This window comes from Agriterribacter humi, from assembly GCF_009192765.1.
Taxonomy (GTDB): Bacteria; Bacteroidota; Bacteroidia; order Chitinophagales; family Chitinophagaceae; genus Agriterribacter; species Agriterribacter humi.
Genome location: NZ_VOHQ01000012.1, coordinates 103,851 through 121,622 on the forward strand (window position 1 = coordinate 103,851; position 17,772 = coordinate 121,622).

Genomic DNA, 17,772 nt, shown 5'->3' on the forward strand with positions numbered 1-17,772 from the left:
ATGAATGAGCCAATTGGCAATACAACTTACAAAAAAGTATTGTTATTACAATTGCCTTATACAGTAAGAGGCTGAATTACATGGATGTAGGCGTGCAGCAAGGAGATCTGAAAATACAAAAGGTCGCACATCGCGACCTTGTAAATAATTGAGTGGACCCTGCTGGGCTCGAACCAGCGACCCTCTGATTATGAGTCAGATGCTCTAACCGGCTGAGCTAAGGGTCCTTTCTCCTCAAAGAAGAAATATTATTAATTATTTTAAACTAAGAACTTTATTTTAGCAAACCGCCAGAGCCGATTGTTGCCCCTATCAAAATAAAAACTTTTTGCTCTTCAACCCCGGCTTTTTTATTTTATGGTGTGCAAAGGTAGAAAAAAACATCATTCGGAATAATTTTTCTTCAGGCAGCATATTTAAGATTTATCTTATCCTCTCAGATCGAAGCAACTTTCGGAAGAGGCTCTATCTGATGTATTTATTAAAATATGGGAGAAAGGCAAATCGCTCCATACCATCACAAACCTGAAATTTTACCTTTTTACCATCACCCGCAATACCGCACTCAATTACCTGAAAAAGCAAAAGGGCCGTGAAATTTGCTGCCGGATGATTGCCGGGTTGAATTAAACAGTGTTTTTTTCAACCCTGAGCAATTAATGATCGCCGCCGAAATGATACGCAAAATTCATGAGGCCGTTCAAAGCCTGCCTGCAAGATGTAGTCTCATTTTTAAGTTGATTAAAGAAGAAGGACTACAATACAGGGAGGCTGCTGAATTATTGAATCTTTCCCTAAAACCATTGAAAACCAGATGACACTTGCCTTAAAAAAAATCGGGTCGGCTATCGGGTTCGATATACACAGGTCCGTTTCCTCAGGAGTAAAATCACTTTAAAACTCAATTCTGGATCTATCTTTACATGTCATAACTTCCGAATTGCGCCAATACGGCGCAATTTTGAAGCTGATTCTATGGTTTTTACCATAAATCATGGCATAGTTTTGGCTTAAAGCTATGTCAATCCATTTTGAAGGAGTACTTTTGATTTCCACTCCTCCAATACCTCTGATTTAACTTCACGAAACTTTAAGAATTCATTAACCCCCTGTGAATCAACCAATTATTTTGTACCCTCCCTTTTTGGAACCATTATTGCAAACCGGGAGAAAACCAAAAAATTGAGTTTATATGAATATGTTATTAAAAGGTTTTGGTTGTTTTGCACTTGTTTTATGTATCTCCTTAGCTTCTATAGCTAAAGAAGTACATGGCAATTCTACACCCCAGAAAAATGATACCAGCATCGCCACTACAGAAATAGTTGTGGCAGCGGCAGTTAGCTCTCCTTCTAAAAACACTGAGGCTGCTGCTATTGCTAAAGAAGAAGTAAAGACGGCGCCTGAAGTAATAGCTGCAGATAAAAGCTTAGTAACCAAGCAAAACGTTTACAGCAGTTTACATCCCATGTCTGTATCTTTTGTAAGGGCTTATGAAAAAAGGCATGAAGCACGGCTCGAAAAGATCACATCTAAATATGTTCGTCAACTGGCGCTCATAGATAAGATAATGATCCGGTATGAACTTCCCACAGATCTGAAATACCTTGCCCTTATTGAATCTGAAATGTTCAATGGTGCAGTATCCCGCAAGGGAGCTGTAGGACCCTGGCAATTCATGGCCCCCACAGGCAGGCTGATGGGTTTAACCATCAATCGCCACAGGGATGAAAGACGCGATCTCACAAAAAGCACAAACGCCGCCGCAAAATATCTCAAAATTTTATACAAGCAATTTGACGACTGGCTGCTGGTTATTGCAGCCTATAACGGCGGAGCTTCAAGAGTAGAAAGCGCCATCAAAAAAAGCCATAGCCGCGATTTCTGGAAATTACAGTACTATTTACCTGCCGAATCAAGAGCGCATGTTAAAAAATTTGTAGCTGCCCGGTACATTTTAGAAAAACAGGATGAAGAGCGGGTTCCTTTAATGAACATGGAAAAACTCACGGCTGAAAATCTGAATCAATCAACAGTATTATATCTTAACGGAAAATTCAATGCAGCTACAGTGGCAAAAAACCTGGGCATGGAAGTAGCTGAATTCAGCATGTACAATCCCGGTTTTGATGACGGAGTAGTGACCAATGGTTACGACATGAGATTGCCTAAGGATAAAATGGAGAAATTCAACGAAAAACGCGAAGACATCTTAAATGAATGCATTGAAATGATGCTGGCTGGTAACAATACTGTTTTCAGTAATGACCGCAGTAACTATCCGGAAGCTATCCACCTTCCTAAAACAAAGGCTATTATGTCTACAGGCACAGATAGAACCATTAAAAAGAAATAAAGGGGATTATCTTAATAAAGAAAAGTGCTGAATTTATATATTCAGCACTTTTTTTATGGCCGCTGCTTTCAGCAAACATTCTTCATACTCAGCCTCAGCGTTACTGTAATAAGTAATGGCAGAACCGGCTTGAAAAGAGAGATACCGGCTTGATGCGTTATATAATATACTCCTGATCACTACATTAAAGTCCATATTCTTTTCTGGCGAAATATAACCCATCGCCCCTGAAAATAGGCCCCGTTTGCTTCTCTCGTATTGCTCAATCAATTGCATCACCCGTTTTTTGGGAGCGCCTGTCATGCTTCCCATTGGAAAAGTTGCCTTTAATAACTCTGCAACAGGAGTTTTGCTTTCTACTTCACCGCTTATGGTAGAGATCATTTGATACACCTGCGGAAAAGCATATATACCCATCAATTCATCCACCTTCACACTACCCTCTATGCAAACTTTTGCCAGGTCATTTCTTACCAGGTCAACGATCATTATATTCTCTGAACGTTCTTTTGCGCTGTGCTGTAATGCTTCCTTATTTAACATATCCGCCCCTTCATTATTGCTATTTCGTCGTATTGTACCTTTTATAGGCTGCGACATTACCTTATTCCCACTTTTGCGCAGGTAGCGTTCAGGACTGGCACAAAGCAGGTATTTATCTTCCAGCTTATAGTAACAGGAAAAGGGGTTGGGTGATTCATTGCTTAGCGACCTGTATACCTGCAGCGGATCAATTACCGCGTTTTCATTATAAAATTCCTGGCAAAAATTAATTTCATAACAATCACCCCGCAGTATGTGTTGCTGCAGCTTATGAACGGTATCAATATAAGCAGCACGGGTAAATCTTGTTTTTACTTCAATATGCAAAGGGGTGCTGCTAAGAACGGGTTTAGCATTAAAAACGGCATTGGCTATAGCCTCATGCCCAGAGGCTTTCATCCCTATTCGTAATTCGTTGCCGCGAAGTATTAAAATTATTTCGGGAATAAAAAAGAAAAGATCATCAAATTTTACCAGGTCTGCATTATTGGAATGCAGTGCCTCGATCCCGTTCTTGAGATCATATCCCAGGTGTCCGAAGCACCAGTCGTTATTTTGATCAATAAACGTTTGAAGCAGCTCAAACGCATTGTGAGGACCGGTGCGAAGAATGCTTTGCGCATTAACTGCCAGTATACATTCAAAACTATGTTCCGGCAAATGGTATTGATGATCATCTAAAAAACAACAGATGCTGAACTGGTTGGCCCAACTCAGCATCTGCTCTTTAACTTGTAAAAAATCATGAACAGGAAAGGAACAAAAAGTTCTTTTCACTCTATGCAATTAAAAGTCATCGTCATCGTCATCAAATCCACGTCCTCCATCATCAAACAACCCCATATCCTTAAACTCATCATCAATACCCAGATCATCATCGTCTTCTTTCCCCTTCTTCCCTCCTGCTTTCTTTACTTTTGATTTGGGTATATCAAACTCGTCGAAATCGGGATCCCAATTGTCATCTTCATCCACTTTTTCCCAGTCATCTTTTACATCTTCAACATCCTCATCATCTTCTTCATCCTCACCTTTTGAAGATTTAGAGGCAGACGCAGATTTCCCTTTTACAGAAGGTTTCTCTTCGAATTCCAAATCATCATCCTCATCCTCTTCATCTTCTTTCTTTTTTGATTTGGATGATGTTTTTAAGGGCTTTGCTTTGCCATTATTAGCAGAAGTTCCCTTACCAGCAGGTTTTTTTTCTCTTTCAGATTTTGCCATAGCTTGACTAAATTAACAACGTAAAATTTCTACGAGATTTTGAGATAGCCAAATAATTTCAAAAATAATTTTTATTGTAATACAATACAACAATTAAAGTACCGGAATTATCTGGTCTCTTCCGGGGCCATTGGAGATATATTTTATCTCAGCACCCAAATATCCGTTTATATGGCTTATATAATCCTTCATCGCTTCAGGAACGGAATCAAATGAAGATAATTGTGTAATGTTTGTATCCCATCCCTTAAATGAAGCATAAACCGGGTTTATTGCCAGTTTGGTCATTTGGTAAGGCACCTGTTGCCGGGCTTTACCATCAATTTCATATGCTTCGCATACCTTCAGCTCAGTAAAAGCATCTAATACATCTGCCTTGGTCATTACCAGTTGCGTAACACCATTTATCATACAGGCAAATTTTAAAGCTACGAGGTCAATCCATCCGCAACGGCGCGGACGTCCTGTTGTGGCGCCAAACTCGTTGCCTGTTTTACGTAATTCTTCTCCCACACTGTCGTGCAATTCGGTAGGGAAAGGCCCGCTGCCCACCCTTGTACAATAAGCCTTGGTTACACCTATTACTTCCTTAATTTTTTGCGGTGGCACCCCAAGGCCCGTACATACGCCCGCAGATATGGTATTTGAAGAGGTTACAAAGGGAAATGTTCCAAAATCCACATCCAGCATGCTCCCCTGTGCGCCTTCCGCAAGTACCTTTTTACCCTCACTTATTCTTTCATTAATAAAATATTCACCATTTATTATTTTAAACTGCCGCATGAATTCAATGCCCTCAAAAAATTCGTCTTCCCATGCAGAAATATCTTCATGGAACTGCATACTGTCTAAAAGTTTCTGGTGCTTAAGCCGCAGCCTGATGTATTGCGTTGTAAAATTTTTATCAAGAATATCTCCAACCCGCAAAGCATTTCGGCCTGTTTTGTCCATATATGCCGGTCCGATACCCTTCAGGGTTGAGCCTATTTTATCATTTCCCTTTAATACTTCAGATGCTTTATCGAGCGCTCTGTGCGTGGGCAGAATAAGATTGGTTCTTTCAGAAATATAAAGATTTTTAGCATAGTCAACACCAAAAGAAGCCACGGTTTCACACTCTCTTTTAAGCGTTACCGGGTCTAATACCACTCCGTTTCCGATTAAATTAATGGTATTGTCGTGAAATATTCCCGAAGGGATCTGGTGCAACACTATTTTTTTATCTTTCACATACAAGGTATGCCCCGCATTAGGGCCACCCTGAAAACGTGCGATCACATCATAGGAAGGCGCGAAATAATCCACAATCTTACCTTTTCCTTCATCGCCCCACTGGAGGCCTAATAATACATCAACCATTGAAATGCAAATTTGGAAGAGCGCAAAAATAGAAGAATGAAGGGAATAAGGGAAATAAAATGTGGAGATATGAAAATTTGAAAATTTGGAAATGAGAGCAGGGTTACCGGATGGCAGGACGGTGGCAGGCTTCAAGTTGCAGGTTACAGGGGTGGCGGTCGGTATGTGCGAAGGAGCGTCAGACCGTCTGCAAATTTAAAAATGAACGCTCACTACTTACCACCTACCATTCCCTTAATGCCTCCCAACAATTTATCAGGCATCAAAAATAGCCCCTTATCTTTGAAAAAAATATTACGCGTTAATGACACCTACAGAAATTTCTTACCTCACTTTTGGCATTGTTCTTTTGATTGCTCTGATTTTTGACTTTGGTTTGTTCAGTAAAAAAAACTCGCATATAACCATCAGGAGTGCTTTTTACCAAAGCGTTTTCTGGGTAGCTATTTCTCTTGCTTTTTGTGTATTTCTGTTTTTTGAAGACGGTTCAAAAGTGGCCACTAAATTTTTAACCGCTTACCTGATGGAAAAATCGCTTAGCATTGACAATATCTTTGTATTCATCCTCATTTTCAGCTCTTTTAAAATATCGGACTCCGACACGGCAAGGACCTTACTTATCGGCATCCTGCTGGCTATTGTTTTCAGAATTATTTTTATAGCCATTGGTATTGAACTGATAGAACGGTTTCACTGGATCCTCTATATATTTGGCGCCTTCCTCATTTATACCGGTTATAAGTTGTTTTTTAAAAAAGATGAGGAAGAATTTAACCCAAGAGAATCCAAACTGTACAGGTTTATAAGAAAATACCTGCGGTTCACCACCATTGAACCCAGAGGAAAGTATATTATTAACCGTAACGGAAAGGTATATTTCACTATACTTTCAATAGTTGTGCTCATGCTGGCGGCCATTGATATCGTTTTTGCCCTGGATTCTATTCCTACCGTTGTATCTATCGTTCGTGAGGGAGCCAATGTTCCTTTTTCTCCCGATGATGTGCTGGTGATCTACTCTTCCAATATCTTTGCTATATTGGGTTTAAGAGCCCTGTTTTTTCTGCTTAAAGGTGCGGTCAGTAAATTCGATTTCCTGCAACAGGGCATTGCTGTGGTATTGTTATTCATTGGCGTTAAAATGCTGATTGAATTTTTTGACATTCATATTTCTATATATATTTCCCTGGCAGTAATCGTTATATGCCTGGCAGCTTCCATTTTGTATTCTATTTACCACAACCGGAAAATGCCAAAGCAATCAACCGAACTATAAAACCATTATCGTATAATGGGCAGTTATTCTATTGAAAAGATTTCGGCAATCGTGCAGGGAAAGCTACTGGCCCGCAACCAGAATGCTTTAGTTGATAGCCTGCTAACAGACAGCCGTAAAGTAGTGCATGCAGCCACTTCCTTATTTTTTGCTTTACCCGGACCACGGCGCAGCGGCCATCGTTTTATACAGGAATTGCATGCAAGGGGGATTAAAAATTTTGTTGTTGATTTTTCTTTTGAAACAAAGGATTACCCTGATGCTAATTTCATCCGGGTAGTTAATGTATTAACCGCTTTACAAACACTTGTTGCATTTCATCGCTCACAGTTCAGTATACCGGTGGTGGGCATTACCGGCAGCAATGGAAAAACAATAGTAAAAGAATGGCTGAACCTGCTGCTCGAAAAAGATTATCAGATTGTTCGCAGCCCCAAAAGTTATAACTCTCAAATTGGAGTGCCATTAAGTGTCTGGCAAATGAACGGCATGCATACACTTGGTTTATTTGAAGCCGGCATTTCGCAACCCGGGGAAATGCAGGCCTTGCAAAAAATCATTTGGCCCACTATTGGCGTGCTTACACATATGGGTGATGCCCACAGTGAAAACTTTAAAGATCAGCGGCAAAAAATAAAGGAAAAGCTGCTATTGTTTACCGGTGTAAACCGGATGATCGCCAATGGGGATGATCCGCTGGTTGTTGAAACCGTTGAGGCATCCGGTATTCCTTGTTTCTTTTGGGGAAAGCAGGCGCATTGTGCTATCAGAGTAGTTGATATAAAAAAAGAGGAGGCACATACAACCATCCGCCTCGAAGTGAACGAACAGGAGATGGCAAGCGTCCTTTCTCTAAACACCCTTCACCCTCCACCTTTGACCTTTCACCTCTCACCTCTCACCTCTCACCCCGCACCTCTCACCATCCACATCCCCTTTATGGACGATGCGGCCATAGAAAACGCCATTACCTGCTGCAGTGTTTTATTGGCCATGGGTTATAGCAGCGAAGCCATAACAGATCGTGTGCATATGCTGAAGCCGGTGGAAATGCGCCTTGAAATGAAAAGAGGTACTAATAACTGTTCCATTATTAATGACAGCTATATTGCAGATATCAGCTCGTTGCGCATCGCCCTTGATTTTTTGGAGCAGCAGCAGCAACATCACAAACGTACAGTGATATTGTCGGATTTTGCCGAAACAAAGGATCCTGAAAATTTATACAGTGAGATCGCTTTTGCTTTACAGCAAAAAAAAATCAATCGTTTTATCGGTATAGGCAGTCATCTTTATCAATATAAAAACAAATTTGAGCAGGTTGTTGCAGAAACTTTATTTTACGATTCAACTGAAGATTTTATAACCCATTTTCTCAGCACGCAATTTCATGATGAAGCCATACTCATAAAAGGCTCCAGAAAATTTGCACTCGAACGCATCAGCGCGTTGCTGGAACAAAAAGCGCATCAAACCGTACTGGAGATCAGCCTTACCGCCATTGTGCACAATCTTAAGCAATACCAGCAATTTTTGCAGCCCTCCACCAAAATAATGGCCATGGTGAAAGCCTTTTCGTATGGCAGCGGCAGTTATGAAATAGCCAATATCCTGCAATTTCATAAAGTAGATTACCTGGCAGTTGCTTATGCCGATGAAGGGGTGGAATTGCGCAAAGCCGGTATCGGGCTTCCCATTATGGTGATGAATCCCGAGGAAAGCAGTTATCATGCCATAACTGAAAACAATCTTGAGCCGGAAATCTTTTCTTTTCCTGTTTTAGCTTCTTTCCGTCAATTTTTACAGGAGCAGGGTTTGCAGAACTACCCGGTACATATAAAGATAGATACGGGCATGCACCGCCTGGGATTTGAGCTCAAAGAGATTAAAGCACTTGCCGGAGCGCTTACCAATAATTCCTTTTTTACCGTGCAATCTGTATTTACACACTTAGCCGGCAGTGAAGATCCGGGCTTAGATATATTTACGGAATGGCAGGCAGAGCAATATTTACTTGCCTGCACGCAATTGCAGGAGCTGCTGCCTTATGCTTTTATCCGCCATATCGCCAATACTGCGGCGATAGTGCGGCACCCGCAACTGCATTTTGATATGGTGAGGCTGGGCATCGGGCTGTATGGCACAGACAGTACGGCGATGCATGCGCTTGAGCTTAAAGAAGCAGCCACATTAAAAACAACCATTGCCCAGATTAAAAAAATAAAAGCCGGTGAAACGGTTGGATATGCCCGAAAGGGCATACTGCAAAGAGACAGCATTATTGCCACTATACGAATCGGTTATGCAGACGGCTACCGCCGGAATTTAAGCAATGGCGCCGGCGGTGTACTGGTAAACGGGAACCTGGCGCCCGTTGCTGGCAATATTGCTATGGACATGACCATGATTGATATAACAGATATTCCGGGTGTGCGGGAAGGAGATGATGTTATTGTTTTTGGGAAAGGGCTTTCTATTGCTCAGTTAGCGCAATGGGCACAAACCATTCCTTACGAAATAATGACCGGTATTTCGCAAAGAGTGCAAAGGGTGTATTATGAAGAGTAGACATTTCTTTGGCAACAGCTATCAGCAGACAGCTATGAGAAACATTTGTCTCTGTTACACTTTCACTTCTAACTTTTCGCCTGTACACTTGCTCTAATCTGCACTTATCCTGCTTCCATTTTCGCCGTTGTTGGTAAACCTAAAGCACTCATCTGCGCTAAAATACCAACATGCTAAATATCTCATGACGCTGTAATCCTGTAATACCGGGGTTAACCGAAGGGATACCATTAATGTTAGTCCGGATTTTGTTAGAAAAAACATTAACTTACAAACACCATTTTTGACAATCTTTTCTTATGCTTCAAAGTATATTAAAAAATAAATTGTTAATTGCGTTGTTGTTACCGCTTTACGCGTTTAGTCAACCCTCTGAAAAGTCTATCCCAACAGGATCTGTTGATTCCTTGTTATGCCATACATGGATAATTACCTCTGAACTTTTCCACAAAGTTGAAGGAGTCAGATTGGTTCATGGCGTAGAATCACCGTCCACTATTGCATTCAATTCAGATGGTACATTTATTATACAAACAATGAAGGATGTTAAAGGGCACTGGAATTATACCAGAGGATCACAGTTGCTCACTTTGGCATATAACCAACAAGAGGAAATGTATCAAATCCTTCAAATTTCTCCCAAAGAGCTGATCATAAAGAAAGAGGAAAGGAAGCAACGATCAGCTAAAGAGGAGCGCCTGGTTCGTCTTGAATGAATTCGTCTAACTCTTTCCCATAAATATTTCTTTTTATGATCTTTCCTGATGAGTCAACTATAATATTACTTGGTATTGCTGTTATTTCCAGGAACTTAACGATAGGAGATCCCGTTGCTTTTAAATCGCTTAGTTGCGGCCAGCCTGTATTGTCTTTAGCGACTGCGCGTTTCCATGGCTCTGGATACATATCCAGGGAAAATCCAAGCAGTTCTATGTTTGATTTTTTTAATTCATCCCTTCGTTGCCTTAACTCCTGGTTTACTGTTCGGCAGGGTCCACACCAACTTGCCCAAAATTCAATTAAAGTATATTTATTTTTTTTAAAAAAATCTTTATCTATTGTTACCTTGTTTGCTACAGTATCTATACCTGTAATCGAAGGAATATCAACAACCTGTTTGATTCCCTCCGTGGATTTTGTTGCCTGAAAGGCCAGCAAGCGGTTATGAAAATTCTTCCCGTAAAAGGTATTTTTGATACTGCCCGGAAGCGAGTTGTATATGTCTATATATCCGTCATACGAAAAATCAGGTGCAGCCGGAACAATGTAGGCCGTGGCATAGCTATTTCGATTGTCAGCAGCCAGTTGTTTATAGCTTTGGGCAATTTCGTCATCGAGCGACTTGATATTTGATTTATAATATAAAATGCTGTCAGTATCTTTGGTGTTTTCCGCCTGGCCTGTAAAGACTGCTTTTTTTTCAAATAACTTTGTTTTATTTTCCTGGAAGTTTTTCCAGGTCATAAAGAATGGCGAATTGGTTTTTATTTCAGACTCATACTGCCGTTGCGCCCCTTCCAGTTTAATTAGTCTAAGATGATAATCATAGGCACTACTATCAAGTAATATTAAAGACCCACCGTATCTATATTCTAACATGGCTATTGAAGGATATGGCACTTCTCCTCTTATAACAAAAGCATCGTTATTAATTAAAGCAGTATCGGAGCGTTGTAAGTTATAAAACCTTAAAATCATTTTATCACCCGAAGCTATCCTTTTAGACGAATGTTCATCTCTATTGTCAATATGCCCCTTAATGGTAAATTTATATTGCCCTACGGAGCAGAATGGGATAACTGTAAAAGCAAAAAGTAAGATGTAATTTAATTGAAGCTTCATACACGATTTGTAATATTTACGAAAGAAGGAGTATTCATTACCACAACCGTAGCTTAAAAAGTAGCTCAACATCTCATGTCTATCTCAATTCATCTACAAACTTTTTCAACCATATTCCTAAAGTTATCAGTTCATCCGAAAATGAATGCTCAGCCCATATGCCCTTTTGATCAAAAATTTTATTAGAAATATTATAAAAGTTCTTTTCTTTAAAATCTATTCTCAGTAATACACCCCGATTGTAAAGAAAGGACTTGTTCAAAGCTGAATCTTCTTTATAATAAAGGCTTATCTTCTGGAAAGCGTCTGATTCGGGCCTGCAAAAAACGTATGCAGTATAGGCGCAGTAATTCTTGTCTATTCCCTCAAGCCTGGAAAAGAAAAATTTAGGATTGTATGATGCATTGATCAGGCTGGCAACAGAGTCAGTTTTAGTCTTTTCAATTAAAAACACTTCGCTTGCCGGTTGCCCCAACAGACCTAAGTGCAATATACCGGAAAGCAAACTTCCTAAAAGCATAATTTTAGTTCGCATAAAGGTTCAATTATACGGGGGCCCGGTTAGAATAAACCTGCAAGGTCTGCTCGGCCCCGTAGCAACCCGGCAGACCTTACAGGTTTTTGCCCTGCTTCTGCATTGCATTTCCCCCGCTGCTGGCGCCTCTTGCCGGACCCTGCGCAGCTTTAAACAATTGAAATTTGCTTGGCAATTCTTTTACAGGCCACATATTATTGCCTTCCTCAATATCGGCTGTTTCCCTGTAGGGATCAACTTTTATTGCGGTCACTTCTTTATCCTTAATAAATACTTTGGTGAATTTTTCCTCATTCAAACGCCAGACGGTTACCGGAACACGATCGGTTTCTTTGGTGCCATCCTTAAACGTCCATTCAATAACCACAGGCATTACCATGCCTCCTTTATTAGAAAAGCTAAGCTCATAAAAATTCTTACCAGCCCACTTCTTACTATTCACCTCATCTTTAACGAGCAGTGCGTCCTGTTTTTCCTGTTTCATTTTTTCATCAGCACCCTGATTATAATAATAAAAATCGCGGAGTGTAGTGTCGGAGTCGGTATAAAATTGAATGCTTTTATCTTCTTTATTTCTTTGCTGCCCGATATGCGTGAAAGATCTTTTTGACAATGTCTGCGCATTCTGAGGATCATCAGACTTGTACCATTTTACACTGTCAAGCGCAATATCCACAGGTTCAGTGCCAAACCACCATCCTCGCCAAAACCAATCTAAATCTACTCCGCTGGCATCTTCCATCGTTCTGAACAAATCGGCGGGTGTTGGATGTTTAAAAGCCCAGCGCCGGGCATACTGCTTAAATGCATAATCAAACAATTCCCTGCCCATAATGGTTTCGCGTAAAATATTTAATCCTGTAGCCGCTTTGGCATAAGCATTCCATCCCACACTCAGCACATTATCACCCATTGTCATAATAGGTTCAAGACTGTTCTTGGGCTGCTTCATATAATCGGCGATAAGATACGCAGGACCGCGGCGCGAAGGGTAATTGTTATCAAACTCCTGCTCAGTAAGGAACTGGCAAAACGTATTCAGTCCTTCATCCATCCACCACCATTGTCTTTCATCGCTGTTTACAATCATGGGAAAGAAATTATGCCCCACTTCATGAATGACCACGCTGATCATTCCATATTTAATGGCTTCACTGTAAGTGCCATCGGCTTCAGTGCGCCCGTAGTTAAAACAGATCATCGGGTATTCCATGCCGCTGGAAGCTTCTACCGAAATGGCCACCGGGTAAGGATAAGGTATAGTATGTTTGGAATACGTTTTAATAGTATGCGCAACTACCTTGGTAGAATATTTACTGTACAAATTGTACGCTTCCTTAGGATAATAGCTCATCGCCATCACCTTTTTTCCTTCCACTGTCACGGGCATAGCATCCCAAATAAATTTACGCGAAGCCGTCCATGCAAAATCCCTCACATTTTCCGCCTCGTATACCCATGTTTTCTTTTCCGTACTTTTATCTTTTTCATTATTTACGGCTTCATCTAATGTGGCAATCTCCAAAGGCTGTTCAGCGGTTTGAGCTCGCTGCCATTTTTTTAATTGTGCGGGGTTCAATACCTGGTTATAGTTGCGGCATTGCCCGGTAGCCGCCACCATATGATCAGCAGGCACCGTCATTTTTACTTTAAAATTGCCAAAGGTTAATGCAAATTCGGCCCCGCCTGCAAACTGCAGGTTCTGCCATCCCTGGAAATCAGAATATACTGCCATGCGCGGATACCATTGGCTCATGGTAAATACATAGTTACCATCACCCGGAAAGAATTCATAGCCCCCACGTCCCATTTGATAGGTCCGGTCGGGAATTCTATAATTCCAGTCTAACTTAAAAACAAATTTTTGTCCGGGTTGTAAAGCAGCAGCCAGGTCAATACGCATCATGGTTTGATTGATGGTATAGGCCAATGCCCTGCCAGATGATTCAACACGCGTGATCTTTATTCCATAGCCATCCATTTTGCGCCAGGGCTCCAGGTCGGTCAAATCCCTGTCGTTCATTTGCGGCTGCATAGCAGAACGGTTCCCACGATTATTATCACTGTTGGTATCGTGAATGTTTTCATCCAATTGCAACCACAAATAGCTTAAAGGATCCGGCGAATTATTATAATAGGTTATGGTTTCTGTGCCGGTGAGACTAAGGTTGTTTTCATCTAATTCGCAACTGATATCATAATCGGCGCGTTGTTGCCAGTATTTTGAGCCCGGCGCGCCACTTGCCGTGCGGTATTCATTGGGCGTAGGCAGCAAATAGCTCAATTGTTCAAAACGGTTGCCATGATCGGAACCGGGGTTACTGAGATGTTGCGCATGAGCAGCACAGCATATTACCAGCAGCACACAACCAAACAAAATTTTATTCATCAATATGTATTTTTTATTTTCTTAAAGAGAAATATTAATATCCTGGTTACAATATAGCCGCTCTTTCAATAGCCAGCAATAAAGCAATAGCGAAAATGCCTCCTGAAATAAACAGCAGCCATTCACGTCGCGGCGCTTGTAAAATGTTTACAAATATAAATGCCACAAGCATAACAACCAGCACAATGAGCAACTGGCCGATCTCAAGTCCTATATTAAAAGCCAGCAATTGTGCAAAAATACTTTCATCTTTCCCCATCATGCTGCGCAGGTAATTGGAGAAGCCCATGCCATGTATCAATCCAAAGATCAGCGCCGAAGCATAACGCATATTAATCTTATTGAAATTGAATTGCTTTACCGCTGTATTTTCTACAGCAGTAATTACTATGGTAACCGGAATTAAAAACTCTATCCACGAACTGGGTACCAGTATTTTATTGTATATGCTTAATGCCAGTGTAGCGGAATGCCCTATGGTAAACGCGGTGATCAGCATCAATACTTTACGCCAGTCTTTCAGCAGGTAGGGCAAACAAAGCGCCGCAACAAATAAAATATGATCATATCCCCTGATATCCGTTATATGGTAAATGCCTTCCCTGAAATAAAATAAAAAATCATTCATACCGGCAAATCTCTGCGATACCAAAGAAATAGTAAAATAAATCAGACTTTTGTATCCACAAAAAATACGATGCCTGATGGTTATATCTTTATACAAGTGGCTATTGCTTCTTCCCCTTTTTACAGCAGGAAACTTATTTTCAGACATTGCACACCAGAAGCTTCACCCATATTACGTGAGTGTAACAGAAATTGAGTACAGCCATCCCGACAAAGAAATACAGGTAGCCTGTAAAATATTTACGGATGATTTTGAACAGGCATTAAAAGCGATGTATCATACGAAAATTGATTTATACCATCCTCAGGACAAGGCATTACTGAACAAACAAATTACGGGGTATATTCAAAAACACCTCCATTTAAAAGCCGATAATAAAACTGTGACGCTCAATTATATAGGATATGAAATTGAAGGAGAAGCCGCCTGGTGCTTTTTTTCGGCAGGCAATATTTTGGCAGTAAAGAATATTGAGGTTTTCAATGATCTTTTGTATGAATACAAAAAAGAGCAGGTAAATATGATGCACACCAGGGTTAATGGCGACCGGAAAAGCGCAAGGCTCTCTTATCCGGATACCAGTATGCAATTTTCATTTTAGCTAAAATGTGAAAGGCGAAAGAACTTTATTTATGCCCCCTGTAACTTGCAACCTGCAACCTGCAAACCCTGCAACCCTTCTTCCACCCAACCCTTCAGCCTCATCCAACCGTATATTCTAATGTAAATATCGCATGTTTAAATAGTGTTATAATCGTTTAAAAACAGGTCAATGTTCATGGTATAAAGAAATAATGTTTTTATCTTACCCATTGAAACAAAGGATGCCTTAAAAGCCGGGCATGATTGTGGCAGGAATTAAACAATCAACAAAATAATTGAATAGTACCGCTGCAGATATTGACCTTATTAACGGGTGCATAGATAATGACCGCAAGGCACAGGAAAGTTTATATAAACAGTTCTACGTGTCTATGATGTCTGTTTGTATACGTTACACGCATATTGAAGATGATGCGATAGAAGTATTGCATAATGGTTTTTTGAAAGTGTATAAAAATATGCACAGGTTCGATCCGCTTAAAGCCAGCTTATATACCTGGATAAGAAGCATTATGATTCACAGCGCTATAGATTTTATACGACAAAATACCAGACACAGCAGGCAACTTGAACTAGGCCAGGCCGCGGAGCCATATATTGACAGTGAAGCTATTGATAAATTAAATGCGCAGGAATTGCTTCATTTGGTAAGAAAACTGCCGCCTGCCACCCAAACCGTTTTTAATCTGTATATAATAGAAGGTTTTACACATAAGGAGATAGGCATAATGATGGGGATCAGTGAGGGCACCAGTAAATGGCACCTGAGTGAAGCAAGGCGCCTGATGCAGAAATTCTTAAAAACCCTGCATGTAGTATAATGAACCGGAGACTACCATACGAAAAAATAATTGCGGAAAAGATGCAGCATTTGCAGTTGCCCGGCAGAGAAATACTGTGGCAGCAAATGAAAGCAAAACTTGACCGGGAAATGCCCTTGCCTGAAAAAGGCGAAAGGGGAGGTGGCGGTAAATGGTGGTGGTTGGGCAGCATCATTATTATAATTTCGGCTGGAATATGGATGGTTACGAATACGATGGATCAAAGTGTGGCGTCTGGCAATATGGAAAACACTGAACTTACTTCGCCGGAACCTGCAAATACTATTGATTATAATTCCACTTCACAGCGGACGGTTAATACTACAGATAAAAATAACATTCACGAAACACCCGGAGATAATAAAAACATAACACCATCTGATATAAAAGAAAAAACTGCAGGAGCAGTATCAAATAACGATAAAACAGTTCTCAATACCAACCAAAAAAGATCAGTCGTTTTAAATAAAAACGACCATCCGTTTGCTGCAGCTTCACACAAACACACGCTTAAAAACAAAGCAGGGATTGATGCAGGTTCAAAACAAGATAGTGGGTTAGGCAGGATAGCACAGCTTAACACGCTTTCTGCTGTCAAAAGCAATCCGCAAAAAATATCAGCAGTTGGTGATCATAAAATTGAAGCAGGCAACGGATCCGCTGAGGTTATCCTTAATAATAATGAAACCAATATTGCTGAAGGATTATCGGCAGGAACGGGATATGCTTCAGTTAATACAGAAAATTCGGGTTACAGCAGCCACAAAAATATTACTGAATCTGCAGGCAGTAACAAAACAGGTACATTAATTGTTCCTGCCTATGTTTCGACCTTACCCGATGTGAGCACTCAAAGAAAGGCTCTGCTGCGTGAAATGAAACGGCGGGAAAGAAAAGAAGAAAAAGAATTGGTCAAATCTTACAGAACCTATCATTCCTTTTGGGGCGAAACCACTGATCGCTGGTTTGCTGCGGGCATAGCACCTTACCAGAATATTGCTATTGCTTCTCAACAAACGTATAATTACAATTCGGCCGCGGGCAAAAATATCATCACGGATTATATTCCCTCACCTTACCTGCAGTTGCATGTAACCAACAGGATATACCTGCTGGGCGAATTCCAGTTTAATACGCCACAGGCCACTCCTTCACTGTTATTATCGCATAAAGCATTCACTGTTCCTTCGGGTAATGCAGGCTATACTGAAAATATTTACCTGCGCAAATTGTATTATTTTAATATGCCTGTAAGCTTTTATTATAGCCCGGTTAGGAACTTTTATATAGGCAGCGGATTGCAGTTCTCGTCATTCAACAGCGGCTTGGCTGACATTGAACAACGCTCATCCAATAACAATACCCTGCTGCGTTCAGAAACCATCAAATTAAAAGATGATTCTTTATCTTCAAAAATCAACGGATCCGAATGGCGTTATCTCTTTGATGCCAATTATTATTACGACCGCTTTATGTTCGGCTTCCGTTACAACCAGGCTTTAAACAATTTCGTTGACCTGCGCATCAATAACATCTTACCTCCCACACAGGCGCGCAACCAGGCTTTCCAGTTTTACATCAGGTATAATCTTGTGGTAAGCGACAGGAAAAAATAAGCATTATTTCTT

The 17,772-nt window shown here is 40.7% G+C and carries 15 protein-coding genes, 1 tRNA gene and 1 pseudogene; 9 read left to right on the forward strand and 8 right to left on the reverse strand.

Translation table 11 applies throughout. From position 1 onward, the window contains the following. Nucleotides 1-153: 153 nt before the first annotated feature. Nucleotides 154-227: transfer RNA gene (locus FRX45_RS18265), tRNA-Ile, on the reverse strand. A 220-nt stretch (nucleotides 228-447) separates the two neighbouring features. Between FRX45_RS18265 and FRX45_RS23880 the strand changes: the two are divergent. From FRX45_RS23880 to FRX45_RS18280, 3 genes and pseudogenes are all read left to right on the forward strand, one after another. Next, a pseudogene (locus tag FRX45_RS23880) lies at nucleotides 448-630 on the forward strand (sigma factor); the annotation flags it as partial. Nucleotides 631-674: 44 nt separating this feature from the next. Next, complete coding sequence (locus FRX45_RS23885) at nucleotides 675-818, forward strand: sigma factor-like helix-turn-helix DNA-binding protein (protein ID WP_193311766.1); 144 nt, start codon at nucleotides 675-677, stop codon at nucleotides 816-818. Nucleotides 819-1,192: 374 nt separating this feature from the next. Continuing rightward, complete coding sequence (locus FRX45_RS18280; protein WP_152269911.1) at nucleotides 1,193-2,356, forward strand: lytic transglycosylase domain-containing protein; 1,164 nt, start codon at nucleotides 1,193-1,195, stop codon at nucleotides 2,354-2,356. A gap of 33 nt (nucleotides 2,357-2,389) precedes the next feature. Here FRX45_RS18280 and FRX45_RS18285 read toward each other — a convergent pair whose 3' ends face one another. The 3 genes from FRX45_RS18285 to FRX45_RS18295 all read right to left on the reverse strand — a co-directional run bounded on the left by FRX45_RS18285 (nucleotide 2,390) and on the right by FRX45_RS18295 (nucleotide 5,482). After that, nucleotides 2,390-3,676 (reverse strand): anthranilate synthase component I family protein, encoded by a 1,287-nt coding sequence (locus FRX45_RS18285; RefSeq protein WP_226805448.1) that lies wholly within the window; start codon nucleotides 3,674-3,676, stop codon nucleotides 2,390-2,392. Between the two features lie 9 nt (nucleotides 3,677-3,685). Further along, nucleotides 3,686-4,123 carry a hypothetical protein gene (locus FRX45_RS18290; RefSeq protein ID WP_152269912.1) on the reverse strand — a complete coding sequence of 146 codons (438 nt, stop codon included), beginning with the start codon at nucleotides 4,121-4,123 and terminating at the stop codon, nucleotides 3,686-3,688. A 93-nt stretch (nucleotides 4,124-4,216) separates the two neighbouring features. Continuing rightward, nucleotides 4,217-5,482, reverse strand: coding sequence for an adenylosuccinate synthase (locus FRX45_RS18295; RefSeq protein ID WP_152269913.1), 1,266 nt, complete (start codon nucleotides 5,480-5,482; stop codon nucleotides 4,217-4,219). 304 nt (nucleotides 5,483-5,786) lie between these two features. Here FRX45_RS18295 and FRX45_RS18300 point away from each other — a divergent pair, with 304 nt between their 5' ends. From FRX45_RS18300 to FRX45_RS18310, 3 genes are all read left to right on the forward strand, one after another. Beyond that, nucleotides 5,787-6,758, forward strand: coding sequence for a TerC/Alx family metal homeostasis membrane protein (locus FRX45_RS18300; protein ID WP_152269914.1), 972 nt, complete (start codon nucleotides 5,787-5,789; stop codon nucleotides 6,756-6,758). Nucleotides 6,759-6,773: 15 nt separating this feature from the next. Beyond that, nucleotides 6,774-9,326, forward strand: coding sequence for an alanine racemase (alr, locus tag FRX45_RS18305; protein WP_152269915.1), 2,553 nt, complete (start codon nucleotides 6,774-6,776; stop codon nucleotides 9,324-9,326). Nucleotides 9,327-9,625: 299 nt separating this feature from the next. Next, complete coding sequence (locus FRX45_RS18310; RefSeq protein ID WP_152269916.1) at nucleotides 9,626-10,042, forward strand: hypothetical protein; 417 nt, start codon at nucleotides 9,626-9,628, stop codon at nucleotides 10,040-10,042. Here the strand turns inward: FRX45_RS18310 and FRX45_RS18315 are convergent. From FRX45_RS18315 to FRX45_RS18330, 4 genes are all read right to left on the reverse strand, one after another. After that, a complete protein-coding gene (locus FRX45_RS18315) occupies nucleotides 10,011-11,168 on the reverse strand; it encodes a peroxiredoxin family protein (protein ID WP_193311767.1) in 1,158 nt (385 codons plus the stop codon). The genes FRX45_RS18310 and FRX45_RS18315 overlap by 32 nt on opposite strands. A 79-nt stretch (nucleotides 11,169-11,247) precedes the next feature. Further along, complete coding sequence (locus tag FRX45_RS18320; protein ID WP_152269918.1) at nucleotides 11,248-11,703, reverse strand: hypothetical protein; 456 nt, start codon at nucleotides 11,701-11,703, stop codon at nucleotides 11,248-11,250. A gap of 76 nt (nucleotides 11,704-11,779) precedes the next feature. Then, nucleotides 11,780-14,092 (reverse strand): M1 family metallopeptidase, encoded by a 2,313-nt coding sequence (locus FRX45_RS18325; protein ID WP_193311768.1) that lies wholly within the window; start codon nucleotides 14,090-14,092, stop codon nucleotides 11,780-11,782. Nucleotides 14,093-14,138: 46 nt separating this feature from the next. Then, complete coding sequence (locus FRX45_RS18330; RefSeq protein WP_226805449.1) at nucleotides 14,139-14,867, reverse strand: HupE/UreJ family protein; 729 nt, start codon at nucleotides 14,865-14,867, stop codon at nucleotides 14,139-14,141. On the opposite strand from FRX45_RS18330, the gene FRX45_RS18335 reads away from it, so the two are divergent. From FRX45_RS18335 to FRX45_RS18345, 3 genes are all read left to right on the forward strand, one after another. After that, on the forward strand, nucleotides 14,797-15,321 hold the full coding sequence (locus tag FRX45_RS18335; protein WP_317163136.1) for a DUF6702 family protein: 525 nt from the start codon (nucleotides 14,797-14,799) through the stop codon (nucleotides 15,319-15,321). The two genes, FRX45_RS18330 and FRX45_RS18335, sit on opposite strands and share 71 nt — an antisense overlap. 277 nt (nucleotides 15,322-15,598) lie before the next feature. After that, a complete protein-coding gene (locus FRX45_RS18340) occupies nucleotides 15,599-16,144 on the forward strand; it encodes an RNA polymerase sigma factor (protein ID WP_152269920.1) in 546 nt (181 codons plus the stop codon). Continuing rightward, nucleotides 16,144-17,760, forward strand: a complete 1,617-nt coding sequence (locus tag FRX45_RS18345; protein WP_152269921.1) for a porin family protein — start codon at nucleotides 16,144-16,146, stop codon at nucleotides 17,758-17,760. Before FRX45_RS18340 ends, FRX45_RS18345 begins: the two co-directional genes overlap by 1 nt. Nucleotides 17,761-17,772: the final 12 nt, after the last annotated feature.

Bases quoted from the DNA above. Each gene is read 5' to 3' on its own strand.
- FRX45_RS23885 (WP_193311766.1), top strand. From the start codon at position 675: ATGATACGCAAAATTCATGAGGCCGTTCAAAGCCTGCCTGCAAGATGT.
- FRX45_RS18280 (WP_152269911.1), top strand. From the start codon at position 1,193: ATGAATATGTTATTAAAAGGTTTTGGTTGTTTTGCACTTGTTTTATGT.
- FRX45_RS18290 (WP_152269912.1), bottom strand. From the start codon at position 4,123: ATGGCAAAATCTGAAAGAGAAAAAAAACCTGCTGGTAAGGGAACTTCT.
- FRX45_RS18295 (WP_152269913.1), bottom strand. From the start codon at position 5,482: ATGGTTGATGTATTATTAGGCCTCCAGTGGGGCGATGAAGGAAAAGGT.
- FRX45_RS18300 (WP_152269914.1), top strand. From the start codon at position 5,787: ATGACACCTACAGAAATTTCTTACCTCACTTTTGGCATTGTTCTTTTG.
- alr (WP_152269915.1), top strand. From the start codon at position 6,774: ATGGGCAGTTATTCTATTGAAAAGATTTCGGCAATCGTGCAGGGAAAG.
- FRX45_RS18310 (WP_152269916.1), top strand. From the start codon at position 9,626: ATGCTTCAAAGTATATTAAAAAATAAATTGTTAATTGCGTTGTTGTTA.
- FRX45_RS18315 (WP_193311767.1), bottom strand. From the start codon at position 11,168: ATGAAGCTTCAATTAAATTACATCTTACTTTTTGCTTTTACAGTTATC.
- FRX45_RS18320 (WP_152269918.1), bottom strand. From the start codon at position 11,703: ATGCGAACTAAAATTATGCTTTTAGGAAGTTTGCTTTCCGGTATATTG.
- FRX45_RS18325 (WP_193311768.1), bottom strand. From the start codon at position 14,092: ATGAATAAAATTTTGTTTGGTTGTGTGCTGCTGGTAATATGCTGTGCT.
- FRX45_RS18335 (WP_317163136.1), top strand. From the start codon at position 14,797: ATGGTTATATCTTTATACAAGTGGCTATTGCTTCTTCCCCTTTTTACA.
- FRX45_RS18330 (WP_226805449.1), bottom strand. From the start codon at position 14,867: ATGTCTGAAAATAAGTTTCCTGCTGTAAAAAGGGGAAGAAGCAATAGC.
- FRX45_RS18345 (WP_152269921.1), top strand. From the start codon at position 16,144: ATGAACCGGAGACTACCATACGAAAAAATAATTGCGGAAAAGATGCAG.